Origin of the sequence: Novosphingobium sp. SG751A (assembly GCF_013149295.1) — a bacterium.
Classification (GTDB): Bacteria; Pseudomonadota; Alphaproteobacteria; order Sphingomonadales; family Sphingomonadaceae; genus Novosphingobium.
The window spans coordinates 43,729-67,075 of sequence record NZ_JABGCB010000009.1 but is presented as its reverse complement, the minus strand read 5'-3'; the positions used below and the strand labels follow the sequence as shown (position 1 = coordinate 67,075).

The window sequence follows — 23,347 nt, the reverse complement described above, 5'->3', positions numbered from 1 at the left end:
GATCAGGCCGCCGCGCGGCGCTCCTGCGCCTCGCTGTTCAGTTCCTCGGCAAGCAGGAAGGCCAACTCGATCGACTGCGCACCATTGAGGCGCGGATCGCAATGCGTGTGATAGCGATCGGCCAGCGCCGCATCGGTCACATCGATCAGGCCCCCGGTGCATTCGGTCACATTCTTGCCGGTCATCTCGATATGGATGCCGCCCGCATGGGTGCCTTCGGCGCGATGCACGGCGAAGAAGTCGCGCACTTCCTTGAGGATACGTTCGAACGGACGAGTCTTGTAGCCGCTGTCCGACTTGACGACATTGCCGTGCATCGGATCGGACGACCACACCACCGGATGGCCCTCGGCCTTCACCGCGCGCACGAGCGCGGGCAGATGGGCCTCGACCTTGTCATGGCCGAAACGGGCGATCAGCGTGATGCGACCGGCCTCACGCGCCGGGTTCAGCTGATCCAGCAAACGCAGCAGCAGTTCGGGCGCCAGCGACGGCCCGCACTTCACGCCGATCGGATTGCCCACGCCGCGCAGGAATTCGACATGTGCCGAATTGTCGAAGCGGGTGCGATCCCCAATCCACAGCATATGCGCCGAACAATCATACCATTCGCCGGTCAGCGAATCCTGACGCGTCAACGCCTGCTCATAAGGCAGCAGCAGCGCCTCATGGCTGGTGTAGAAATTGGTGCCCTGAAGCTGGGGCACGCTTTGCGGATCAACGCCGCAGGCCGCCATGAAGTCCAGCGCCTCGCCGATCTTGTCGGCCATGGCGCTGAAACGTTCGCCCCAGGGGCTGTGGTCGAGATGCTCGAGCGTCCACTTATGCACCTGACGCAGGTTGGCATAACCGCCGCTGGCAAAGGCGCGCAGCAGGTTGAGCGTGGCCGCGCTCTGGCCATAGGCCTGAAGCATGCGGTTCGGGTCATTGCGGCGCGATTCCGGCGTGAAATCGCTGCCGTTGATGATGTCGCCGAAATAGCTGGGCAGCTCCAGATCGCCCAGTTTCTCGGTCGGCGCGCTGCGCGGCTTGGCGAACTGGCCCGCAATGCGGCCCACCTTCACCACCGGCTGCTTGCTGGCAAAGGTCAGCACGACGGCCATTTGCAGCAGCACGCGGAACGTGTCGCGGATCGCGTTGGGGTGGAATTCGGCAAAGCTTTCCGCGCAATCGCCGCCCTGCAGCAGGAAGCCCTTGCCCGCCGACACCTTGGCCAGCTCAGCCTTCAGCGCGCGCGCCTCGCCCGCAAAGACCAAGGGGGGAAAGTTGGCCAGCGTCTGCTCCACCCGACCGAGTTCTTCGGCGTCCTGATACACGGGAAGGTGCCGCGCCTCGCGGGTCTTCCAGCTTTCCGGGGTCCAGTTGCTTGCCACTTTTCCTTACTCCACACGCCGCATCATGTTACGGCCTTGACGAAACTTGTACTGCCTAGTACACAGCATTATGCGATTTTGCTGTCCTTCGAGACAGATGCTTACGCGATTCTGCCCTTAATTAAGCAAGGCTGCTGCCCATACAAGGCTATGCGGCGAATGGATAGCCGCTCTTTTCGATCAGATTGACCGGAATTTCCGTGAATGGGGCCAAGAACGGGGGGCCGCAAAGCCCCCACGCACACTTATTTCCGCTCAGGCACAATCGCCAGACGGAAAGCCCGGTCCTTGACCAGCCAACGCGCCGCCAGCGCCTGCAATTCCTCAGGCTTCACGCTGACATAATCGGCCATCAGCCCGCGCACCTGACTGTAGCGGCGCGGGTCTTGCGTCGCGCCCTCGATCTGGCTCATGAAAAAGGCGGTGCTGGAAGAGGCGCGCGCCACCTGCTGGCGCAAAGGCTCGGTCACCAGCGCCAGTTCGCCGGCCGGGATCTTGCGCGTGGCCAGATCAGCAGCAATCCGGTCCACCGTTTCAAAGAACAGCGGCACCATCTGCGGCGTCACCTGCGCGCTGGCCGAAACCGTCCCCCCGCCCGGCAGATCGATGGGCCAGTCAGCCGAAACTTGCGGCGCATAGGAAGCCCCGCTCTTTTCGCGCATCGCGGCCAGCAGCCGGTTGGCAAAGACCTGACTGAGCACTTCAAGATGGCGGCTTTCGGTCAGCCCCTCGACGCCGCCGCCGGTCGGCCATGTCACTACGGCGGCGGCCTGATTGGCATCGCCGCCGTGGGTCAACGTGACCGGCTGAGCGCCGGGCTGGGCAAATGCATAACCCTTGGTCGTGGCCGGTTGCAAAGGCCCGCGCGCGGCCAGCGCGCCGAAGGTCTTTTGCAGCGCTTCCATGCCCTTGGCGCTGTCAAAATCGCCAAACACCTGCACCTCGATCGGCCCCTGCGCCAAAATCGGCGCCCAGACCAGACGGAAACCCTCGGGCGTCACCTTATCCAGTTGCTGCGGCGTGGGCACGGCAAAACGCTCGTCATTGCCCCGCTGCAGATAGCGCAGATCACGCTCCATCACCCCTTGCGGGCTGGCGGCATAGGAGGAAAACTGGATCTTGCCCGCCGCCCGCGCGCGCAGCAGCGGCCCAGAATCCCAGCGCGGCATCGCGAATTTGGCGGCGAACAGGTAAAGCTGGTCCTCCAGATCCTCGGCTCGCGTTTCGCCGGTAAACTGGAACGAGCCATCATCGATGCGGAAATCGAAGCCCAGCTTGCGCCCGGCCGAAATCCGGTCCAGCTCCTCCTGACCCAGCGACCCCTCGCCCGAACTGACCAGCGCCAGCTGGCCCAGCGTGGCATAGGCATTGTCGGCGGGCTTGAACGCCTGCCACCCGGCGCCAAAGCGGACCTTGACGATCACCCGGCCCGGATCATCCTTGGTAGGCCAGAATTGCGCCTTCACACCATTGGCGAAGGTCAGCTCCTGCACATCGAGCATCCCGGTCGGGCGCACTTCCGGCGGGGCCGAAGGCGCGCCAATGGCGGGCAGCTGCGCAAAGCTGATCGGCTTTTGCGCGGCGCGGGCGCGTTCATCGGGCACCGCCTTGGTCAGCAAGGCGGCGCGCAGATCCTCCGGGCTGGCCTCGCCCTTTTCGGGCGTGACATAGAGCGAGCGGATCACCTTACCGGCAAACAGGCTGCGCACATGTTGCTGCACCGCCTGCGGGGTGAAAAGCGGCATGGATTGTTTGAAAATATCCTGAACCACGGCGGGCGAAGCCACCGTCTCGTGAATATCGACCGCCTGCACCAGATCGTCGGCCAGCTTGCCGCCGGGCAGCAAGGCACGCTGCTGGACCTGCGATTCGAAGACGACATTCATCTCGGCTGCCTCACGCGCGATATCCTCGACGCTGGGCGGGCGGTCGAGCATATCGGCGATGATCCCGCGCACCTCGGCCAGCGCCCCGCGCCAATTGCCGTCAAGCGGCGAAACGGTAACAAAAGTGCCGTCGACCGAGCGCGATTCGTTCTCCTGATCGACCCGCGCCGAGAGGAAATTGCCCCCCGACCGCGCCCGCGCCTCCAACCGACGGTTGAGGATCGAGAGCGCCAGTTGGTCCAGCATCAAGCCCTGATTATAGACCACCGTATCCTGCTTCTCATGCCAGGGGCGCAGCACGGCGTAGATCAGCGAACGCGGCACGGTCGGCTCGATCAACACCTGCGCGGCGCCCACCGGATTGGCCGGATCGGCGCCGGGGGGCGTGGCGGGCGCGCCGAAATCGGGATCAGGCGTGGCGGGCCCTGCGCCCTTCCATTCGCCAAACCATTTGGTCACCAGCGCGGCGGTCAGGCGCGGATCGGCGTCGCCCGCCACCACCACCGTCACCTTTTCCGGGCGATACCAGCGCTGGTGAAAAGCGCGCAGCGTGGTCTGGCGTGCACCATTGATCGTTTCGACATCGCCCACCGTAACATGCGAGGCCAAAGGCTGCCCCTCGGCCATCATCTTGCGCATGGCGATCATCAGGCGTTCAGCCGTCCCGCCCCTTTCGCGCTTTTCGGCCAGGACGATGGGGGCCTCGATACGAATATCGCTGTCCGACAGGTTGGGCGCGAAAACCATGCCCGAAATCAGCTTCATGCTCTCATCCAGCGTGGCGGGCGAGGCATCGGGCAGGTCGATCTTGTAGGTGGTCGCGGTGGGCGTGGTTTCGGCGTTGGTGTCGCTGCCAAAGGTTGCGCCAAGGCGCTGCCAAGTGGGGATCGCCGCGCCTTGCGGCAAATAGCGGCTCTGGCGGAACACCAGATGTTCGATCAGATGAGCAAAGCCGGCCTCCTGGGGCTTTTCATGCATCGCGCCCACATCGACGCGCACGCGGATCGACACCTGCCCCGGCGGCACCTGATTGTTGCGAACAGCCCAGCGCACGCCATTGTCCAGCACGCCGAAATACCATTCGCGGTCATGGGGCACATCGCTGCCCTTATAAAGCCATGGCGCATCCTGAGACGGCAGCGGCGGCAAAGGCGAAGCGGTGCGGGCGGAGCTTGTCTGAGCGCCGATCAGCGCCAGCGAGATGACAAGCGAAAGCAGGCGAGGCGCGCGGGAGAAATGGCTCATAATCCAAGCTATAGGGAGCGCTTCGATTAAAGGCCAGTGAACAGCGGCCACTTTACGTCGCCAAAACTGCAACATTTGCCTGACAAATGGCTTTTCCACCCTTGTAGCAGGCGGGCAAGGCTCCTAAATCAGCAACCATGTTTATCGAGACGGAAACCACGCCCAATCCCGCCACGCTCAAATTCCTGCCCGGGCGGCAGGTCATGGTGGCCGGCACCCGCGAATTTGTCGATGAGGAGCAGGCTGAAGCCTCGCCTCTGGCCGCTGCGCTGTTCAGCCTTGGCGATGTGACGGGCGTGTTCTTCGGCCGCGATTTCATCTCGGTCACCGCCGGGCAAGGCGCGGGATGGAGCGATCTGAAACCGCAGGTCGTGGCCATGCTGCTCGATCATTTCATTTCCGAAGCCCCCCTGTTCGCCGCCGGCACCGCCGCGGGCATCAGTGTCCCGGCCGAAGAGGACTTTCCCGGCGACCGCGAAGAGGATGCCGACATCATCGACCAGATCAAGGATCTGATCGAAACCCGCATCCGCCCCGCCGTTGCCAATGATGGCGGTGACGTGGCCTATCGCGGTTTCCGCGATGGCGTGGTGTTCCTCCAGATGCAGGGCGCCTGTTCGGGCTGCCCCTCGTCCTCGGCCACGCTGAAGAACGGGATCGAGAGCCTGATCAAATATTACGTACCCGAGGTGACCGAGGTTCGCGCCGCGTGACCTTGGCGATGCCGGGGCCTGATCCGCGCATCGCGCGCTGGCTGGCGATTGAATGCACGACCGAGGCCTGTTCGGTGGCGCTGTTTCAGGACGGCGCGCTGGTGGCGGGCGAATACCGGCAATTGGGGCGCGGTCATGCCGAGGCGCTGGTGCCGATGATCGCGGCCCTGCCCGAACGCGGGCGGGCGCAGGTGATTGCCGTGGGACGCGGACCGGGCAGTTTTACCGGATTGCGCATCGGCCTTGCGGCGGCGCGGGCGCTTGGGTTGGCGTGGAACGCGCCGGTTTATGGCTATCCCACATTGGCGCTGATCGCGGCCATGGCGCTTGGGCGCGAGAATGGCCCTGTACGCGTGGCCACCACAGGCGGCCACGGCGAATGGTTCACGCAGAGCTTTGACGGCAAGGGAATCGCGCTAGATGCGCTGCTCTCGCAAAAGCCGCAGGACGCGATGGCCTATGGTGAAGCGCTGATCGCGGGCAGTCAGGCCGAGGCGCTGATCGCCGGGCGGCAGGCTGCGGGCGGCCCTGAAGGGCTGGCGCTGGCGCTATGGCCCGATGCGCGCGCGGTGGCGGGCTTGAACCCGGCGCATTTCAGCGCCGATCTTAGCCCGCTTTACGGTCGCGCGCCTGATGCCCGGCTGCCGGGTGGGCGCCTGCTCGATGCACCCGCCTGATTCGCAGGATTTGCTAAAACCATGATGCCCAGAGACGATGTTGACCGCATCATGGAAGTCATGGACGCCGCCTTTGACCCATTCTGGGGCGAGGCGTGGAACCGGATGCAGATCGAAAGTGCGCTCGCGATCGGCAACACGCATTACTGGCTGATCGCGCCCCACGGCGGCGAGCCCGATGAAGGCCAGGAGGCCGCCGGTTTCGCGCTGGTCCGCCAGATTTTCGACGAGGCCGAACTGCTGCTTTTTGCCGTGTCGCCGCAATGGCGCTGCCGAGGCCTTGGCGCAAGATTATTAGGCAGAACATTAGACGACATGAAAAGATCGGGCGTCTGCAAGGTGATGCTTGAAATGCGGCGCGGCAATCCGGCCGAATCCCTTTATCGTGCCACCGGCTTCGTTCCCGTGGGACTCAGGCCCAAGTATTACCGCTGCGCCAATGGCGACAGGATTGATGCAGTGACCCTTTCCTTTCCCGCAGATGAACAGAACAACTGATTGAGACGAAAAAAGGCGTCATTCCAATGTATGTTCAATTTTTCTAATTCTGCATCTTGAATAATTCTTGAAATCGTCGCAATAGAGCCTGGTGCAGCTGGGATGGAGCTGCATAAACAAAACAAACAAAAACAGACAATCGGGTCATAAGCAAAAGAGAAGGCTACATCCCATGAGCACGATCGAAGTCGATTCCAAGGAAACCCTCATCACCCTGACGTCGGACATTGTTGCCGCCCATGTCAGCAACAACAACGTCACGGTGGACGAAGTTACCGCCCTCATCACCAATGTTTTCAATGCCCTGTCCAGCCTTGGTCAGGCTTCGGCTCCGGTGGAAACGCCGCCCGAACCGGCTGTTTCGATCCGCGCCTCGGTCAAGCCCGATCACATTGTGTGTCTTGAGGATGGCAAGAAGCTCAAGATGCTCAAGCGCCATCTGGCGACTCACTATAACCTGACCCCGGAACAGTATCGCGCGCGCTGGAACCTGCCCGCCGACTATCCGATGGTTGCCCCCAACTATGCCGAAAAGCGTCGCGAACTGGCCAAGTCGATCGGCCTTGGCCGCAAGCCCAGCGTCAAGCGCGGCCGCAAGCCCAAGGCTGCCGCCTGAGCCAGCGTGAAAGGCGGCGGTTTTGCCCCCGCTTTATCTCGGCATAGCAGGTTGAAGTTTTGCCCTGTCGGCTCCATAGTCGGCAGGGCAAACCTTTTCTAAGACACGGACCCCCAGTGCACCAGCAAATCGACATCGAAACCCTTTGCCAGCAGCGTGGCCTGCGCATCACCGAGCAACGCCGCGTGATCGCCAAAGTGCTGTCGGAGAGCGACGATCACCCCGATGTGGACCAGTTGCACGCGCGCGCAACGGCAGTCGATCCGGGCATTTCGATCGCCACGGTCTATCGCACCGTGCGCCTGTTCGAAGAAGCGGGCATTCTGGACCGCCACGATTTCGGCGATGGCCGCGCTCGTTATGAGGCTGCGCCTGAGGCCCATCATGACCATCTGATTGACGTGGAAACCGGCCATGTGATCGAATTCGTCGATCCCGAACTGGAGGCTTTGCAGCGCCAGATCGCCGAAAGGCTGGGCTATCGCCTGGTTGACCACCGATTGGAACTGTTCGGGGTCAAGCTGGAACGCGAAGCCAAGAAGTGAAGAAAGGGCGGGGTCTGATCCCCGCCCTTTCTTTATTCAGGCAAATTCCTCGGTATCCATCGTCGCCTGCATCGCGGCAGGATAGCGCGGGCCAGACACCGTGCGCTGGTTGATCAGCGCGTCCAGCTCGGCCAGCGTGGCATCCGAAGGGCGCCAATCCGGGCATTCGATATTCTCGCGCAAGTGGTCCGGGTTGGTCGTGCCGGGGATCACATGCACATGATCGCCGCGCGAGAGCACCCATGCCAGCGACAATTGCGCGGGGCTGGCCCCTTCCCGCTCGGCAATGGCGTTGAACGCATCGACCAGCGCGAGGTTGGTCGGCCAGTTGGCGCTGTTGAAACGCGGATGGGTTCGGCGCAGGTCCTTCTCCTCCAGCTTCACCGGATTGCGAACGCCATTGGCCAGCACGCCGCGCGCCAACGGGCTGAACGCCACCAGCGCCACGCCCAACTCGCCACAAGCCTGCAACACGCCCAGTTCGGGGTTGCGGGTCCACAGCGAATATTCGGTCTGAACGGCGGTGACGGGACAGGCCGCATGGGCCTTGCGCAGCGTATCCGCGCTCATCTCCGACAAGCCATAGCCGCCGATCTTGCCCTCACGGATCAGATCGGCCATCGCGCCTGCGCTTTCCTCGATGGGAACGGTGAAGTCGCGACGATGCATGTAATACAGGTCGATGTGGTCGGTCTGGAGCGCCTTCAGGCTCTTTTCGACCTCGACCTTGATCGTTTCCGGCTTGCAATCGACATAGCGGCGCGGGCCGTCGGCAATCAGGCCCATCTTGCTGGCAAGGAAGAACTCGTTCCGGCGACCCTTGAGCGTTGCGCCGATCAGTTCCTCATTCTTGCCGCCGCCATAAAGCCGCGCGGTGTCGAGATGCTGATAACCCAGATCAAGGGCCAGATGCAGCAGCTTGGCGGATTCTTCGGGCGGCGGCGGCGCGGCATAGGCCCAACTGACATTCATGCAGCCAAGGCCGATGGGGTTCACAACCTTGCCACCAAGTTTGCGGGTGATGGGCATTGGGGGGTCCTCGTTTTTAAAGCGGGTTTTATGCCTCCGGCGGGCAAAGGGACTCGTCCCTTTGCAATCCCATTACCGGGTTTGTCGATGGAGGCATCATCGGAAGTGACATGAACATGATAAAAGCCTGCGGCGCGGCGAGGCTATCCTCTTTGGCGTCGCAGGCTTTCAAATTCAACGTTGCGTCCGACAATCAAGGCCGAAGCTAAATTGCAACAAACATAGTAATGGGAGCGCGAGGGACAAGTCCCTCGCATAATTCCCTTACTTCTTCATCGCATTCAACTGCACTTCCAATTCACCCAGCACGCGATAGCAATCGAGCACCTTGCCTACCGACGAGTTAGGCTCACGCCCTTCGCGGATGGCGGCGATGAATTCGCGGTCCTGCAATTCGATGCCGTTCATCGACACGTCCACCTTCGACACGTCGATGGCGTTCTCGCGGCCATCGACCAGATCGTCATAGCGCGCGATATAGGTGCCGGTGTCGCCGATATAGCGGAAGAAAGTGCCCAGCGGCCCATCATTATTGAAGGACAGCGAGAGGGTGCAGATCGCGCCCGACTCAGCCTTCAACTGGATCGACATGTCCATCGCGATGCCCAGCGTGGGGTGATAGGGCCCCTCGATGGCATTGGCGGCGACGATCTTGCCCGCCTGATAGGCAAACAGGTCAACCGTATGCGCGGCGTGGTGCCACAGCAGATGGTCGGTCCACGAGCGCGCTTCGCCCTTGGCGTTCATGTTGGTGCGGCGGAAGAAATAGGTCTGCACATCCATCTGCTGGATGTTAAACTCGCCCGCCGTGATCTTGTTATGCACATACTGGTGGCTGGGGTTGAAGCGGCGCGTGTGACCAACCATGCAGGTCTTGCCCGTTTGCTGACTGACCTTCAGCACTTCCTGCGCATCGGCCCAGCTGTCGGCCAGCGGGATTTCGACCTGCACATGCTTGCCCGCCTTCATCGCGGCAATGGCCTGCGCGGCGTGCATCTGGGTGGGGGTGCAAAGGATCACCGCGTCCACATCGTCGCGGGCCAGCGCATCGGCCAGCTCGGTCGAGCTGTGCTTGGCGCCGTACTTGGCGGCAACCGCGGCGGCCTGTTCGCCGGTGCGGCTGATGATCGAGGTGATTTCCACGCCATCGATGTTTTTCAGACCATCAAGGTGCTTTTCGCCAAAGGCGCCGGCGCCGGCAAGGGCAATACGCATATCTGTACTCCTGTTCGTATCACGGGCGACCGTAGGGCCGCCCTAGGTGTCTTCTTCCTGAATATGATAGCGCTCGATCAGCCCGTACATGACGGCCTTGAAGGCAGTAGAAGCCTTGCGCAGAGTCTGAAAGGATTGCACGTAAAGCGGATCGGCCAGATCAATGCGCTCCACCGGCCAGCGCTCCTGGTGCCGGACGGTCTGATCGTGAAATGCGTCGGACACCTCACGCAGGCGCTGCGTATCCTTTTCGCTCATGTCCAGATCGTCATGCGCCAGTTTGGCCAGTTCGGCGATGCACAGTTTGATCTGGCGGCGGGTGGCGGCATAAATTTCCTGCCAGTCCTCGGGCCGCTTTTCAAACAATGCTCCCAGTTTAATCTCCAGCTTCTCCATCTCTTCCAGAACAGCGATAAGCAAAACGTGCTTAATCATCGCAGCCTCCCTTTTTAGGTTGCCCGGCGGCCGTCCGGCCTACCGCTGTTCCTGATCGCTCGTCAGGCTGTAAAAAAGCCCTAAGCCGGTTCTAAGACAATATGACCAATTGCCGTGTTCGAACATGGAATATGGTAATGGCGGTGCAAGGTTTTCACCTTCTTGCCCATCGCGCCGCGCATAATCAGCCACATCACCATTTCGATGCCCTCGCTGCCGGTTTCGCGCAGATATTCGATATGCGGGATATGGCGCACATCGTCATTGTCGCTTTCCAGCATGTCGAGGAACTTGTTGTCCCATTCGCGGTTCAGCAAGCCCGCGCGCGGCCCCTGAAGCTGGTGGCTCATGCCGCCCGTGCCCCAGATCTGGACGTTGAGATCTTCGGGAAAGCTCTCGACTGCCTTCTTGATCGCCTCGCCGATCGCCCAGCAGCGGTTGCCCGAGGGCACCGGATAGGTCACGACATTGACGGCAAAGGGAATGACCTTGCAAGGCCACTTTTCGGGCTGGCCGAACATCATCGAGAGCGGCACGGTCAGGCCATGATCGACATCCAGCTTGTTAAAGATGGTCATGTCGAAATCATCGAGGATCAAGCTCTGGGCGATATGCCATGCCAGATCGGGATGGCCTTCGACCTCAGGCACCGGGCGCGGGCCCCAGCCCTCATCGCAAATGCCGAAACGCTCACCGCAACCGATGGCGAAGGTGGGCACGATGTTCATGTCGAAATAGCTGGCATGGTCATTATAGACCAGCACAACGACATCGGGCTTTTCGGCCTTTTCCCATTCGCGGGTCCAGTCATAGCCACGGAAGATCGGGCCGAAATAATCGTCCTTTTCCTTGCCCTGATCCACGGCCACACCCAGCAGGGGCACGTGGCTGGAGCCGACACCGGCGGTAATCTTGGCCATCTTAGTTGCTCCCTTTTGCCGCGGCGGCGGCGGCAAGATTTTCGCGGATCGAGCGGTTGCCCTCGGGCTTGCGGCCGCCATCCAGCATCATCTGGCGATATTCGGGCCAGGTCATGTCGGTCATCGTGCTGCATGCCTCGGCAAAGGGAATGCCGTCGGCCGAAAACAGCTTCGACAGGTAATAGACATTCCCGCCCAGTTTGAGCAGCGCGTTATAATCGCGGCGCAGCAAGGCCTGCTTGCCTTCCTCCGAAATATCCCATTCGTCCAGATAGGCGCGCTCGTCCTTCTTGAAACGCTCGCGGTTTTCCGGCTTCATCATGCTCATGGCAAACTGGTTGATCCAATAGCCCTTGCGCGCACGCGCGGCAGTATAGACCAGCGTGCCGGGAATATCGTCGAATTCGGCCAGATATTCGTGAATATTCTGGATGGGGTTTTCAGCCATCTTCATTCTCCCAAACCCGCCCCCGCCCGGCGCACCGGACGGGGGCAAGTCGTTGATTACAGGCCGCGCGCCTTCAGCTTGGCGTCCAAACGCGGGAACACACGGCGGGCATTGCCCTCAAAGATCGCGTGACGTTCGGCGTCCGAAATCTCCAGCGCATCGACATAACGCTTGGTGTCGTCAAAATAGAAACCGGTGGTGGGATCGATCCCGCGCACCGCGCCCACCATTTCCGACCCGAACAGAATGTTCTTATTGTCGATCACATCGGCCAGCAGGTTGATGCCGGGCTGGTGATAGACGCAGGTGTCGAAAAAGATGTTGTTCATCAGATGGGTGTCGAGCGACGGCTTTTTCAGCATGTCGGCAAGGCCCCGATAACGGCCCCAGTGATAGGGCACTGCGCCGCCGCCATGCGGGATGATAAAGCGCAGCGTGGGGAACCGGCTGAACAGATCGCCTTCGAGCAATTGCATGAAAGCAATCGTGTCGGCCGCGATGTAATAGCCGCCCGTGGCATGCATCGCCGGGTTGCACGAACCCGAAACGTGGATCATCGCCGGAACGTCGAGTTCGACCATCTTTTCATAGAAGGGGAACCAGTATTCATCGGTCAGCGGCGGATGCTTGAAGTGGCCGCCGCCCGGATCGGGATTCAGGTTGCACCCGATAAAGCCCAACTCGGTCACACAGCGTTCCAGCTCTGCGATCGAATTGGTCAGGTCGGCCTCGGGCGACTGGGGCAGCATGCAGACCGGTTCGAACACGCCGGGGAACAGGTCCACCACGCGCCCGATCAGATCGTTGCAGGCCCGCGCCCATGGCACGGCCACGCTCTGATCGCCCACATGCGGGGCCATCGCGCTGGCGCGGGGGCTGAAGATGGTCAGGTCCGCGCCGCGTTCCTTGATCAGGCGAAGCTGGTTGGCCTCGATCGTCTCACGGATTTCATCGTCGCTGATCTTCGGATAGGCCGGAGCAGCAACGCCGGCCTTGAAGGCGGCCTTCTGTTCCTCACGCCACGCGTCATGCCCCTTGGGCAGCACGGTGTAGTGGCCATGACAGTCAATAATCAGGCTCACGGGGGTTTACTCCTTTCCCTCGATCAATCTTTCTGTGCGACCGGCCATCTCGCGCTGGCGCAGGACGGTGCCGTTGGTCATCATCGGCTCGATGCCAAGCCCGGTCAGAGTCTTGGCGGATTCCTCCATTTCGGCGGCGCGGCGCACACCATGCGTCACCATGCGCTCGATGTTATAGGCCGCGCGCTTGGCCCAGGGCCAAGCCTTCTCGCTGGCGTCCAGGCTGGAGAGCACTTCATCGACCACGCCCGCTTCCTGCGCCGCCAGCATCATTTCCGCGGTCAGCGCCTCGACGCCCTTGACCATGACCGAGCGGATCATCTTGATCGCGGACGCCCGCCCCACTTCATCGCCCACGATGCGGATATTGGCGAAACCGGCCTCGCGCAGCAGCGCCTCGGCCCGCCCCGCCTCGCGCCCGGCCAGCAGCAGCGGCACATTCAACCGTGCCGGATCGACCGGGGCCAGAACAGCCACATCGACATAGCAACCGCCCGCTGCCTCAACGGCGGCGGCGGCCTCGCGCTTCGTCCCCGGCGCCACCGAATTGCAATCGGCCCAGATCGCCCCCTTGGGCAGGAATGCGGCGTATTCCTGAGCGGCGGGCAAGGCGCTATCGGCGGTCACCAGCGAAAGGACCATCTCGCGCCCGGCCATCGCCTCCTGCGCATTTGCGGCCACCATCAGCCCGTCCTGCGCGGCCAGCGCCAGCCTTTCGGGGCGCAGATCCCACACACCGGCGCGGGCATTGCCGCCTGCCCCGTCCGCTGCCTCACCCCATCCGCCCGCGCGGGCAAAGGTGGAGCCTGCCTCGCCATAGCCGATCAGGGATATAGTATGTGACACGAACGAATCTCCTTATCACTACAGCCATGCCGCCAAGCCTCGCGCGCGCACCAATCGAAAGGCATCCGCCACCATAAGTTTTTGCAAAGCCCGTCAGCCTCCGCACTCGCGCAGCATCGCTACGAAAGCCTCCTGCGTTGACGTTGGCCGCCATCCCGCGCGGGTGGTAATCCCGATGCTGCGCGAAAACCCCGAGGCAAGGTCGCGCGCGGTCAACACGCCCGCATCCAGCTCGACCGAAACCTGCGACCGGCTGAGCAGGGTCAGACTGTCGCTGTCGAGCAGCAATTGCCGGATCGTCATCACCGACCCGCATTCGATGGCCACGCGCGGCGGCTCGGCCCCCAGCGCGCGCAGCATCGCCTGCCAATGGCGGCGCAGCGGCGTTTCGGAACCGGGCAAAATCCACGGATAATCGGCCAGCTCAGCTCCGGGCGCGGTCACATTTTCCAACGGGTGCCCCTTGCGCATCACCAGCACCGGCGTATCGGCAAACACCGCCTCGCCCGCCAGCCCCTCGGCCTCGGCCCCTTCGCGCAGGGCGCCCAGCATCAGGTCGATTTCACCATCACGCAACGGACCGGAGAGCTCGCCATGACTGCCTTCGACCACCATCACGCCCACGCCGGGATATTCGCGAGCGAAACGACTGATCGCCTCGGGCAGCCAGCGCGCCCGCGATAAGGGCATGGCACCTACGATAATGCGCCCCGCCGCCTTGCCCTGCCATGTGGCGACCTCGGCAAGACCTGCGCGCAATTCGGCCATGGCCAGGCCAAACCCGCGCGCGCGGCGCTGTCCGGTGGGGGTCAGCGCGACATGCTGCCCGCGCCGGTCCACCAGCCTTTGGCCCAGCGCCACCTGCAGATCGGCCACCGCGCGATGGAGGCTGGCCGAGGACAGGCCGGTTGCCTCAGCCGCCCCGGCATAGCTGCCCGCCCGCGCCAGAGCGAGCAGCGCGCGAAGCTGGGTTCCGGTGACGCGGGGGCTGCCGATATGGTCAATCGCGGCCTCAGCACGCGGGGCCATCAGCAGCGCCGGTTCGGTCGCCGTCATGCCCTGCGCGCTGCGCTCAAACAGGGTCACGCCAAGGCTCGATTCAAGACCTGCGATGGCCTGGGTCAGGGCGGGCTGAGTCAAGTTTACCGCGCGGGCGGCGCGGGTCAGACTGCCATGGCGCACCGTGGCAGCCAGAGCGGCAAAATGGCGGATATTGAGCGGGCGATCCCCGATTCCATTTTCTATCATGCTTGCACGTTTAGCAGAAACTTATGACCTTAGACAACTTCGCATTGGAGCGTGACTGCGCCCCGGCGCATGTCGCATGCCAGCCAACCTATCGACCATCCAGAGAGGATCTTCATGTCTTCCATCGTCGTCCAGAACATCGAGCGCGCACCCCTTGATGTCATCGACGGTCTCGCCGCCTGCGGCGTTGCCACCGTCCACGAAGCGCAAGGCCGCAAGGGCCTGCTGGCCAGCTATATGCGTCCGATCTATCCCCGCGCGCGCATCGCGGGCAGCGCCGTGACGATCAGCGCCGCGCCCGGCGACAACTGGATGGTCCATGTCGCCATCGAACAGTTGAAAGAAGGCGACATTCTCGTCCTCGCCCCCACCTCCCCGTGCGAAGACGGCTATTTCGGCGACCTCCTGGCCACCAGCGCGCAGGCGCGCGGCTGTCGCGGCCTCGTCATCGACGCGGGCGTGCGCGACGTGCGCGACCTGACAGAGATGAATTTCCCCGTCTGGTCCAAGGCCGTCTATGCCCAAGGCACCGTCAAGAACACGCTGGGCAGCGTCAACATCCCCATCATCTGCGCCAACCAACTGGTCAACGCAGGCGATGTGATCGTGGCCGATGACGACGGCGTCTGCGTCGTGCGCCGCGAGGAAGCCGCTGAAGTACTCAAGGCCGCGCAGGCTCGCGAAGCCAATGAAGCGGCCAAGCGCGAAAAGCTGGCAGCGGGCGTGCTGGGTCTGGACATCTACAACATGCGCGAGCGGTTGGAGAAGGAAGGTTTGAAGTACGTTTGATGTGAGCCGCTTAGAAGGTGCCTCCGGCGAGCCAAGGGCCTCGTCCCTTGGCAATCCCGTTAATGGGGTTGCGCCTTGATAGCGAAGGGAGCTTTTTGGGCGAGGCCATTATGAAAGCCTGCGGCGCGGCGGCGTTGCGCTGATCGGCACCGCAAGCTTTCATTACCAAACACCGCGTCCGGCACCCAAGGCCGAACCCTTGGCGCAACATAGCGGGAGCGCGAGGGTCTAGCCCCTCGCATTTCTTGCTTATCTATTAGGAACCAATCCCATGCCCACCAACCTCTCCTCCCCCTGTATGTGGATGCGCGGCGGCACCAGCAAGGGCGGCTATTTCCTGAAATCCGATCTGCCCACCGACGCCGTCACGCGCGATGCGTTTCTGCTGGGCGTAATGGGCTCGCCCGATCCGGTGCAGATCGACGGTATGGGCGGGGCTGATCCGCTGACCAGCAAGGTTGCGGTCGTCAGCAAATCCGAGCGCCCCGGCATCGACGTTGACTATCTGTTTTTGCAGGTTTTCGTTGATCAGGCGATTGTGACGGATGCGCAGAATTGCGGTAATATTCTGGCTGGTGTGGGGCCTTTCGCGATTGAACGCGGGCTGATCCCCGCCACCGGCGACGAAACCCGCGTGGCGATCTTCATGGAGAACACCGGGCAGGTGGCCGTGGCCACGGTCCAGACGCCGGGCGGCAAGGTTTCCTATAAGGGCGAGGCCAAGATCGACGGCGTTCCCGGCAGCCATGCCCCCGTGCCTCTCGAGTTCCGCGACACGGCCGGCTCGTCCTGCGGCGCGCTCTTGCCCACGGGCAACACGGCCGACGAGGTCAATGGCGTACGCGTTACGCTGATCGACAATGGCATGCCCTGCGTTGTGTTCAAGGCCGAGGACGTCGGCATCACCGGCTATGAAGACCGCGACTGGCTGGACGCCAATGTTGAACTCAAGGCCCGGATCGAGGCTATCCGTCTGGTCGTGGGCGAGAGGATGAACCTTGGAGATGTGAAGGAAAAGTCCGTCCCCAAGATGATGCTCGTGGCCCCGCCCAAGCATGGCGGCGCGGTCACTGTGCGCAGTTTCATCCCCCATCGCGCTCATGCCACGATCGGCGTTCTGGGCGCGGTCAGTGTGGCCACGGCCTGCCTGCTCAAGGGCTCGCCAGCCGCGGAGGTAGCGCAGATCCCCGAAGGCGCGCGCAAGACCCTGTCGGTCGAGCATCCCACCGGCGAGATGACCTGCGTGCTGGAAACTGACGAAGCGGGCGATGTGAAGACCGCCGCCCTGCTGCGCACCGCGCGCAAGCTTTTTGATGGCATCGTGTTCGGATGAACACATTCACACACATCGTGTTCGGCTGAACAGGAGAGAATAATGTCTGAACGTATCACCAGTTGGCACGGCAACCCGTCCAAGCCGACCTATACCCCGCCGCCGGGCGCGATTGACGCGCATTGCCATGTGTTTGGCCCGATGGCGGAATTTCCTTTCAGCCCCAAGGCGAAGTATCTTCCAGAAGACGCTGGTCCAGACAAGCTGTTCGCCCTGCGCGACCATCTGGGCTTTTCGCGCAATGTGATCGTTCAGGCCTCATGCCATGGCACCAACAATGCCGCCACGCTCAACGGCATTGCCGTCTCGGGCGGGAAAGCACGCGGCGTCGCCGTGGTCGATCCGGCGATCAGCGACGAGGACATCGCGGCTCTGCACGAAGGCGGTATGCGCGGCATCCGCTTCAACTTCCTCAAGCGTCTGGTCGATGACGCGCCCAAGGACAAGTTCCTTGAAGTGGCCCATCGCCTGCCCAAGGATTGGCACATCGTCATCTATTTCGAAGCCGACATCCTTGAAGAGATGCGCCCTTTTATCGCCGCCCTGCCGCGTCTTGTGGTGGTCGATCACATGGGCCGCCCCGATGTGACCCAAGGCCCCGATGGCGCCGACATGAAGGCCTTCCGCAGCCTGCTCGACTCTCGCCCCGACATCTGGTTCAAGCCCACCTGCCCGGATCGTCTCGATATGACCGCCGGCGATCCGTGGGACAATTTCGCCCGCGCGGTCGCGCCGCTGGTGGCCGATTATTCGGACCGCTGCATCTGGGGCACCGATTGGCCGCATCCGAACATGGAAAAGGCGATCCCCGACGATGGCCACATCGTCGACATGATCCCGCGCATCGCGCCCACGGCGCAGCTTCAGCAAAAGCTGCTCGTGACCAACCCGATGCGCCTTTACTGGCCCGAAGAACTCTGATGGTCTGAGGGGGAGGCGAGCGCAAAGCCCCCTTCCCCTTCTTCCGCGCATGGGGCAAAAGAGCGCCATGCCGCATTCGCTCCCCGATCTTGAAGCATGGGCCATTTTTGCCAAAGTGGCCGAATGCGGCAGCTTCAGCCGCGCGGGCGAGCAACTGGGCCTGGCCAAGACCACCGTGTCCAAGGCCGTCACCCGGCTGGAACAAAGGATGCGCGCCAGCCTTTTCCACCGCACCACCCGCAAATTGTCGTTGACCGAAACGGGCCGCCTCGCGCTGGAACGCGCCGCGCGCATTCTGATCGACGGCGCGGCGATCGAGGCCGACATTCTGGACGAAGCCGCCACCCCGCGCGGCCTTGTGCGCATCGCCTCGATCAGCGCGGTGGGCGTTGAAGTGATCGCGCCGGTCCTGCCCCAATTTCTCAAGGCCAATCCGGAAATCGAGGTCGATCTGGTGCTGACCGAAAACCGGGTCGATCTGGTGGCCGAGGGGTTCGATGCGGCCATTCAGGTCGGTCTGGACGGCGATTCCGCCAGCCTGCGTACGGTGCGCCTCTCCTCGCTGCGCCGCCCGCTGGTGGGCGCGCCCGAATTGCTCGAACGGCTGGGCATGCCGCAGTCACCGCAGGATCTGGCCCGCTATCCCGCCGTTCTGCCCAGCCACATCGCCAACAGCCACGAATGGCAATTCGCGCGCGGTGATGAGGACCCGGTAACCGTGCGCGTCAATGGCCGCTATCGCGCCAACCATGCCGATGCGCTGGTGCCCGCGCTGGTGGCGGGGGTGGGCATCGGGCTGATGGCCGAATATTTCGTGTGGGATCATATTCGCGCGGGACGATTGGTCGAATTGCTGCCAGAATGGAGCACCCCGCCCGGCCCGCTCTATCTGATCACGCCGCCGGGCCGGGCGCGTCCGGCGCGGGTGCGCGCACTGCTCGATTTTCTGCGCCCGCATCTGACCCTGCCCAAATGGACCAATGTGCCCAAGGGTTAAGTCGCGATTATAGTCAATTGAGAAACACTATTATGCCGCATGGGCGGATAATCCTTGACGCTGCACTGCACTATAACACAATTGTCAGTATCAGGACGGGCCGCCTATGGCCCGCCCTTGCAAAACTTTCTGTCGGCTCTCGGAAAACCGTCAGGAAGAGGAACGAAAGCTACCCATGACTCAAGCCCTTACAAAGCCGCGGGCATCGGCAAAGATGGCCATGGCTTTGACTCTGTCCCTGCTGGCCGGGCCGATGCTGGCCGGTTGCGCCAGCCTGCCCCATGACAAGCCGCAGTTGAAACCGCGCGAAGCCGCCGATCTGGGGCTTACCAATGCCGCGCCGGTTCCGGTCGCCGCCGACTGGTGGCAGGCGCTGGGCGACCCCCAGCTTGACCGCATCATGGCCGACGCGCTGGCGGGCAATCCTTCGCTCGATGAAGCGGCCGCTAGGCTGCGCATGGCGGGCAGCCTGATCGCCTCGGCGCGTTCGGGCCTGTTGCCGCAGGTTTCGGCGGACGCCTCAGCCATGGATCAGCGCCTGTCGAACCGCTATATCTATCCCGCGCCGCTGGGCGGATCGTGGACGTGGATCTCCAATGCGCAGGCCAATCTGGACTGGTCGCTGGATCTGGCCGGGCGGCAAAAGGAACTGGTGCTGGCCGCCAAGGTCTATACCCATGCCAACGAACTGCAATTGTCCGCCGCCCGCGTGGCGCTGGCGGGCAATGTCGCGCAGGCCTATGTGAATTTCGCCCGTGCCGAGGCCCAGGCCCGGATCGCACGCGAGTTTGTCGCCTCGCGCTCGGCCTCGCTGCGGATCGTGACAGGGCGACGCGACGCGGGCCTCGGCAATGAATTCGACATCGCCAGCGCGCGCACACTGCAATCGGAAGCCGAACAGGCGCTGACCCGCGCGCTGGGCGCAAGGGCGCTGGCGGTTCACGCACTGGCCGCACTGGCCGGGCGCGGGCCTGACTATGGCGCCAATCTGACCACGCCCACGCTGGCATTGGACAAGGCGCTGCCCGTGCCCGAAACCCTGCCCGCCGACCTGCTCGCGCGCCGCGCCGATCTGCTGGCCGCGCGCGAACAGGTCAAATTGGCGATGGCGGGGGAAAAGATCGCCAAAACCGATTTCTATCCCAACGTCAATCTGCGTGCCTTTGTGGGTGCGCAGGCGCTGGGCATCGGTTCACTCTTCACCGGCAGCGCGCTGACCGGCGGGTTTGGCCCGGCCATCCATCTGCCGATCTTTTCGGGCGGGGCAATCCGCGCGCAATATCGTCAGGCCGTGGCGGGCGCCGACATTGCCATCGCCCAATATAACAAGGCCGTGGTGGGCGCGGTGCGCGAGGCGGCCGATGCGCTTTCGAGCGTGGAGACCAACCGGGCAGATGCGCGCCAGCAGGCCGAGATCCTCACCGGGCTGGAAAAGACCGTATCGCTCGACAAGGTGCGGCTGCAATCGGGCCTCTCGACCAATCTGGACGTGCTCAGCGCAGGCGAACGCCTGCTCAGCGCGCGTCAGGCGCAGGTCGATCTGGCCGCCGATGGGGCCGTCAAACGCATTCAGTTGCTGATCGCGCTAGGCGGCGGCTTTGCCCCGATCCCCGATCAGCAGGCGGGCGCAGCTGCCCCGGCCGGAAAGTAATTCGCCATGAACCAGCAAAACCATTCTTTCGACAAGGACAATGCCCCTGCCATGGCCGACAGCTACAGCCCTCCTTCGGCCAAGAACGCCGCCCGCCGCAAAGGTCTTTTGATGCTGGGCGTGGCGGCGCTGATCGGGGCGGCCGGTTACGGCGCCTATGTGATGATGAGCGCGGCCAGCGAGGAAACCGATGACGCCTATGTCGCGGGCAACATCACCCAGATCACCGCGCGCGATCCCGGCACCGTCATCGCGGTCCATGCCGAAAGCACGCAGGGCGTGAAGGTGGGTCAACCGCTGGTCGATCTGGACCCGGCGCTGGCGGACGCGCAACTGGCCGCGGCCGAGGCCGAACTGGCCCGCGCGGCGCGCACGGTGCGTTCGGGCTTTACCAAGGTGGGCACCGCCGAGGCCGAAATCGCGCAGGCAGAGGTTCGCCTTGCCGCCGCCAGGAACGATCTGACGCGCCGCGAAAAGGCTGTCTCCTCAGGCGCAATTTCCGCCGAAGAAGTCGCCCATGCCGGCGAGGCCGTGCGCTTGGCGCAGGCCAATCTCGACCTTGCCCGCAGCCATCGCGCCGATGCCGAAAGCACCGTGGGCGGAACCGATGTGGCGGGCAATCCGGCGGTGCTGGCCGCGATCGCGGCGGTCAGGCGCGCGGCCATCATGCGTTCGCATATGCATCTTTCCTCGCCGGTCGATGGCGTCGTGGCCCAGCGCGCCGCGCAGGTCGGTCAGCAGGTCGCCCCCGGCGCACCGCTGATGTCGGTCGTACCGCTGAGCAAGGTCTGGGTGGACGCCAATTTCCGCGAGACGCAACTGGCCAATCTGCGCATCGGGCAAAGCGCCACGCTGCATTCCGACGCCTATGGCAAGAAGGTGACGTTCCACGGCAAGGTCATCGGCCTGTCGGCCGGTTCGGGCGCGGCCTTCGCGCTGCTGCCCGCGCAGAACGCCAGCGGCAACTGGATCAAGGTGGTTCAGCGTGTACCGGTGCGCATCGCGCTTGATCCCAAGGAGTTGGACGCGCATCCGCTGCGCCTTGGTCTGTCGGTCAATGTCGAGGTGGACACCTCGCAAGGCACCGGGCAGCCCGTGACCGCGATCCCCGCCGTGGCGCAGGCCAGCGAGCCGGTCGATACCGTCAGCCCCGAGGTCGAGGCCCGCATCCGCCGGATCATCGCGGTCAACGCAGGTCGCTGAAGGCAAATGTCATGAGCCAATCCCCCTCGCAAGATCTGGACGCGAGCGAATTCACCGTTGAGGAAGAGGATGAAAGCCCCTCCTCCTCTATGGCGACGCCGCCGCCGCTGCATGGCTTTGCGCTGTTTTCCGCCGCCTTTGCACTGGCGCTGGGCACCTTCATGCAGGTGCTGGATTCCACCATCGCCAATGTGGCGCTCAACACGATCTCGGGCAATCTGGGCGAAGCGAGCAGCACGGCGACATGGGTGATCACCGCCTTTGCCGTGGCCAATGGCGTGACCGTGCCGTTGACCGGGTGGCTGATGCGGCGCTTTGGCGTGGTGAACACGTTTATCGCCTCGGTGGCGCTCTTCACGCTGGCCTCGTTCCTTTGCGGGATCGCATGGTCGCTGCCCTCACTGATCCTGTTCCGCCTGTTGCAAGGCGCGGTCTCGGGTCCGATGATTCCGGGCAGTCAGGCTCTGTTGCTGGCGATCTTCCCCCCCGAAAAGCGCACCGTGGGCCTGTCGATCTGGTCGATGACCGCGCTGGTCGGGCCGGTGTTGGGGCCGATCCTTGGCGGCTATATTTCGGACAATTATCATTGGGGCTGGATCTTCCTCATCAACGTGCCGGTGGGTTTCATCACCGTTGGCGTGCTGATGGCGCGGATGCGGGCCTATAACACGCCGCCGGTCAAGCTGCCCTTTGACTGGGGCGGCGTAGCGCTGCTGATCCTGTGGGTGGGCTCGCTTCAGGTCGTGCTCGACCTTGGCAAGGATGAGGACTGGTTCAATTCGACCTTCATCTGCGTGCTGGCGGCTGTCGCGGTGGTGGCGTTCCTTGCCTGGCTGATCTGGGAATTGACCGAGGAGCATCCTGCGGTCGATCTCTCGCTGTTCAAGAGCCGCAATTTTGCCATCGGTACGCTGTGCTTCTGTCTGGGCTACGGCTTCTTCTTTGCCAGCAACCTGCTGATGCCGCTCTGGTTGCAAACGCAACAGGGCTATACCGCGACGTGGGCGGGGCTGGTGTCGGCGCCGGCCGGCATGGTGGCCTTTTTGCTGGCGCCCTTTGTGGCGCGGGCGGCGGGCACCATCGACCTGCGCTATGTCGCCACCTATGCGCTGCTGGCCTTTGCCGCGTCCTATATGATGCGCACCGGCTTTGCCCCCGATACCGATCTTTGGCACTTCATCCTGCCCTCGATCGTTCAGGGCACGGCGATGGGCACGTTCTTCATGTCGATGACCACGCTGTCGTTTGACCGACTGGGGCCGCATCGCATCCCCTCGGCCACGGGCATTTCGAACTTTGCCCGCATCACCGGGGGTGCCTTTGCCGCCTCGATCACCACGACGTTTTGGGACCGGCGCGAGGTCCTGCACCAGAGCCGTCTGGTCGAGGCCGCCAATCCGTCCAATCCGGCCTATGTGCAAGCGATGGACCATTTGCAGACCATCGGCATGAGCAAGGCGCAGGCCACCGGCGCGCTGACCGGCCAGGTGGTTAACCAGTCCTATCTGATGTCCTCGCTCGACATCTTCTGGTTTGCCGGGATGGGCTGTGTGGCGATGCTGGCGCTGCTGTGGTGTACGCGTAAGCCTGCGCCGCCGCAGGGTGGCGCGGTGGTAGTGGACTAAAGAAAAGGCCGGGGCAGTGATCCGCCCCGGCCTCTTTTATGGCGTTTGAAAG

General features: G+C 63.1%; 22 protein-coding genes. 12 read left to right on the top strand and 10 right to left on the bottom strand.

Annotation, left to right across the window (positions count from 1 at the left end; translation table 11 throughout):
- Positions 1–2 precede the first annotated feature (2 nt).
- Both FHW96_RS13435 and FHW96_RS13430 read right to left on the bottom strand, forming a co-directional pair.
- On the bottom strand, positions 3–1,373 hold the full coding sequence (locus FHW96_RS13435; protein ID WP_172341098.1) for a class II 3-deoxy-7-phosphoheptulonate synthase: 1,371 nt from the start codon (positions 1,371–1,373) through the stop codon (positions 3–5).
- Positions 1,374–1,618: 245 nt separating this feature from the next.
- Positions 1,619–4,504 (bottom strand): pitrilysin family protein, encoded by a 2,886-nt coding sequence (locus tag FHW96_RS13430; protein ID WP_172341097.1) that lies wholly within the window; start codon positions 4,502–4,504, stop codon positions 1,619–1,621.
- A 137-nt stretch (positions 4,505–4,641) separates the two neighbouring features.
- Between FHW96_RS13430 and FHW96_RS13425 the strand changes: the two genes are divergently transcribed.
- From FHW96_RS13425 to FHW96_RS13405, 5 genes are all read left to right on the top strand, one after another.
- A complete protein-coding gene (locus FHW96_RS13425; protein ID WP_172341095.1) occupies positions 4,642–5,217 on the top strand; it encodes a NifU family protein in 576 nt (191 codons plus the stop codon).
- Positions 5,218–5,225: 8 nt separating this feature from the next.
- Positions 5,226–5,894: a tRNA (adenosine(37)-N6)-threonylcarbamoyltransferase complex dimerization subunit type 1 TsaB gene (gene tsaB, locus FHW96_RS13420; RefSeq protein ID WP_172341267.1), complete on the top strand. Its 669-nt coding sequence runs from the start codon at positions 5,226–5,228 to the stop codon at positions 5,892–5,894.
- Positions 5,895–5,945: 51 nt separating this feature from the next.
- Positions 5,946–6,392 (top strand): GNAT family N-acetyltransferase, encoded by a 447-nt coding sequence (locus FHW96_RS13415; RefSeq protein ID WP_172341094.1) that lies wholly within the window; start codon positions 5,946–5,948, stop codon positions 6,390–6,392.
- Between the two features lie 172 nt (positions 6,393–6,564).
- A complete protein-coding gene (locus FHW96_RS13410; RefSeq protein ID WP_172341093.1) occupies positions 6,565–7,008 on the top strand; it encodes a MucR family transcriptional regulator in 444 nt (147 codons plus the stop codon).
- Between the two features lie 116 nt (positions 7,009–7,124).
- Positions 7,125–7,553, top strand: coding sequence for a Fur family transcriptional regulator (locus FHW96_RS13405; protein ID WP_172341092.1), 429 nt, complete (start codon positions 7,125–7,127; stop codon positions 7,551–7,553).
- 36 nt (positions 7,554–7,589) lie between these two features.
- Here FHW96_RS13405 and FHW96_RS13400 read toward each other — a convergent pair whose 3' ends face one another.
- From FHW96_RS13400 to FHW96_RS13365, 8 genes are all read right to left on the bottom strand, one after another.
- On the bottom strand, positions 7,590–8,582 hold the full coding sequence (locus tag FHW96_RS13400; protein ID WP_172341091.1) for an aldo/keto reductase: 993 nt from the start codon (positions 8,580–8,582) through the stop codon (positions 7,590–7,592).
- Positions 8,583–8,846: 264 nt separating this feature from the next.
- A complete protein-coding gene (locus FHW96_RS13395; protein WP_172341090.1) occupies positions 8,847–9,797 on the bottom strand; it encodes a Gfo/Idh/MocA family oxidoreductase in 951 nt (316 codons plus the stop codon).
- Between the two features lie 42 nt (positions 9,798–9,839).
- Positions 9,840–10,232: a hypothetical protein gene (locus tag FHW96_RS13390; protein ID WP_172341089.1), complete on the bottom strand. Its 393-nt coding sequence runs from the start codon at positions 10,230–10,232 to the stop codon at positions 9,840–9,842.
- 80 nt (positions 10,233–10,312) lie between these two features.
- A complete protein-coding gene (locus tag FHW96_RS13385) occupies positions 10,313–11,152 on the bottom strand; it encodes a class III extradiol dioxygenase subunit beta (RefSeq protein ID WP_172341088.1) in 840 nt (279 codons plus the stop codon).
- A gap of 1 nt (position 11,153) precedes the next feature.
- Positions 11,154–11,600: a protocatechuate 4,5-dioxygenase subunit alpha gene (gene ligA / locus FHW96_RS13380; RefSeq protein WP_172341087.1), complete on the bottom strand. Its 447-nt coding sequence runs from the start codon at positions 11,598–11,600 to the stop codon at positions 11,154–11,156.
- 56 nt (positions 11,601–11,656) lie between these two features.
- Complete coding sequence (locus FHW96_RS13375) at positions 11,657–12,682, bottom strand: amidohydrolase family protein (RefSeq protein WP_172341086.1); 1,026 nt, start codon at positions 12,680–12,682, stop codon at positions 11,657–11,659.
- Between the two features lie 6 nt (positions 12,683–12,688).
- Complete coding sequence (locus tag FHW96_RS13370) at positions 12,689–13,528, bottom strand: DUF1932 domain-containing protein (RefSeq protein WP_172341085.1); 840 nt, start codon at positions 13,526–13,528, stop codon at positions 12,689–12,691.
- A 93-nt stretch (positions 13,529–13,621) separates the two neighbouring features.
- Positions 13,622–14,776, bottom strand: a complete 1,155-nt coding sequence (locus FHW96_RS13365; protein WP_172341084.1) for a LysR family transcriptional regulator — start codon at positions 14,774–14,776, stop codon at positions 13,622–13,624.
- A 114-nt stretch (positions 14,777–14,890) separates the two neighbouring features.
- Between FHW96_RS13365 and ligK the strand changes: the two genes are divergently transcribed.
- The 7 genes from ligK (at position 14,891) to FHW96_RS13330 (ending at position 23,295) form a co-directional block, all read left to right on the top strand.
- Entirely contained in the window at positions 14,891–15,565 is a 675-nt protein-coding gene (gene ligK / locus FHW96_RS13360; protein ID WP_172341083.1) for a 4-carboxy-4-hydroxy-2-oxoadipate aldolase/oxaloacetate decarboxylase, read from the top strand.
- A 271-nt stretch (positions 15,566–15,836) separates the two neighbouring features.
- Positions 15,837–16,898 carry a 4-oxalomesaconate tautomerase gene (locus FHW96_RS13355; RefSeq protein WP_305849699.1) on the top strand — a complete coding sequence of 354 codons (1,062 nt, stop codon included), beginning with the start codon at positions 15,837–15,839 and terminating at the stop codon, positions 16,896–16,898.
- A 42-nt stretch (positions 16,899–16,940) separates the two neighbouring features.
- Positions 16,941–17,819 (top strand): amidohydrolase, encoded by an 879-nt coding sequence (locus FHW96_RS13350; protein ID WP_172341082.1) that lies wholly within the window; start codon positions 16,941–16,943, stop codon positions 17,817–17,819.
- A 67-nt stretch (positions 17,820–17,886) separates the two neighbouring features.
- Positions 17,887–18,816 carry a LysR family transcriptional regulator gene (locus FHW96_RS13345; RefSeq protein WP_172341081.1) on the top strand — a complete coding sequence of 310 codons (930 nt, stop codon included), beginning with the start codon at positions 17,887–17,889 and terminating at the stop codon, positions 18,814–18,816.
- Between the two features lie 220 nt (positions 18,817–19,036).
- On the top strand, positions 19,037–20,467 hold the full coding sequence (locus FHW96_RS13340; protein WP_253950946.1) for an efflux transporter outer membrane subunit: 1,431 nt from the start codon (positions 19,037–19,039) through the stop codon (positions 20,465–20,467).
- A gap of 6 nt (positions 20,468–20,473) precedes the next feature.
- On the top strand, positions 20,474–21,670 hold the full coding sequence (locus tag FHW96_RS13335) for an efflux RND transporter periplasmic adaptor subunit (RefSeq protein WP_371815715.1): 1,197 nt from the start codon (positions 20,474–20,476) through the stop codon (positions 21,668–21,670).
- Positions 21,671–21,759: 89 nt separating this feature from the next.
- Positions 21,760–23,295 (top strand): DHA2 family efflux MFS transporter permease subunit, encoded by a 1,536-nt coding sequence (locus tag FHW96_RS13330; protein WP_172341264.1) that lies wholly within the window; start codon positions 21,760–21,762, stop codon positions 23,293–23,295.
- Positions 23,296–23,347 lie beyond the last annotated feature (52 nt).

Bases quoted from the DNA above. Each gene is read 5' to 3' on its own strand.
- FHW96_RS13430 (WP_172341097.1), bottom strand. From the start codon at position 4,504: ATGAGCCATTTCTCCCGCGCGCCTCGCCTGCTTTCGCTTGTCATCTCG.
- FHW96_RS13425 (WP_172341095.1), top strand. From the start codon at position 4,642: ATGTTTATCGAGACGGAAACCACGCCCAATCCCGCCACGCTCAAATTC.
- tsaB (WP_172341267.1), top strand. From the start codon at position 5,226: ATGCCGGGGCCTGATCCGCGCATCGCGCGCTGGCTGGCGATTGAATGC.
- FHW96_RS13415 (WP_172341094.1), top strand. From the start codon at position 5,946: ATGGAAGTCATGGACGCCGCCTTTGACCCATTCTGGGGCGAGGCGTGG.
- FHW96_RS13410 (WP_172341093.1), top strand. From the start codon at position 6,565: ATGAGCACGATCGAAGTCGATTCCAAGGAAACCCTCATCACCCTGACG.
- FHW96_RS13400 (WP_172341091.1), bottom strand. From the start codon at position 8,582: ATGCCCATCACCCGCAAACTTGGTGGCAAGGTTGTGAACCCCATCGGC.
- FHW96_RS13395 (WP_172341090.1), bottom strand. From the start codon at position 9,797: ATGCGTATTGCCCTTGCCGGCGCCGGCGCCTTTGGCGAAAAGCACCTT.
- FHW96_RS13390 (WP_172341089.1), bottom strand. From the start codon at position 10,232: ATGATTAAGCACGTTTTGCTTATCGCTGTTCTGGAAGAGATGGAGAAG.
- FHW96_RS13385 (WP_172341088.1), bottom strand. From the start codon at position 11,152: ATGGCCAAGATTACCGCCGGTGTCGGCTCCAGCCACGTGCCCCTGCTG.
- ligA (WP_172341087.1), bottom strand. From the start codon at position 11,600: ATGGCTGAAAACCCCATCCAGAATATTCACGAATATCTGGCCGAATTC.
- FHW96_RS13365 (WP_172341084.1), bottom strand. From the start codon at position 14,776: ATGATAGAAAATGGAATCGGGGATCGCCCGCTCAATATCCGCCATTTT.
- ligK (WP_172341083.1), top strand. From the start codon at position 14,891: ATGTCTTCCATCGTCGTCCAGAACATCGAGCGCGCACCCCTTGATGTC.
- FHW96_RS13355 (WP_305849699.1), top strand. From the start codon at position 15,837: ATGCCCACCAACCTCTCCTCCCCCTGTATGTGGATGCGCGGCGGCACC.
- FHW96_RS13350 (WP_172341082.1), top strand. From the start codon at position 16,941: ATGTCTGAACGTATCACCAGTTGGCACGGCAACCCGTCCAAGCCGACC.
- FHW96_RS13345 (WP_172341081.1), top strand. From the start codon at position 17,887: ATGCCGCATTCGCTCCCCGATCTTGAAGCATGGGCCATTTTTGCCAAA.
- FHW96_RS13340 (WP_253950946.1), top strand. From the start codon at position 19,037: ATGGCTTTGACTCTGTCCCTGCTGGCCGGGCCGATGCTGGCCGGTTGC.
- FHW96_RS13335 (WP_371815715.1), top strand. From the start codon at position 20,474: ATGAACCAGCAAAACCATTCTTTCGACAAGGACAATGCCCCTGCCATG.
- FHW96_RS13330 (WP_172341264.1), top strand. From the start codon at position 21,760: ATGGCGACGCCGCCGCCGCTGCATGGCTTTGCGCTGTTTTCCGCCGCC.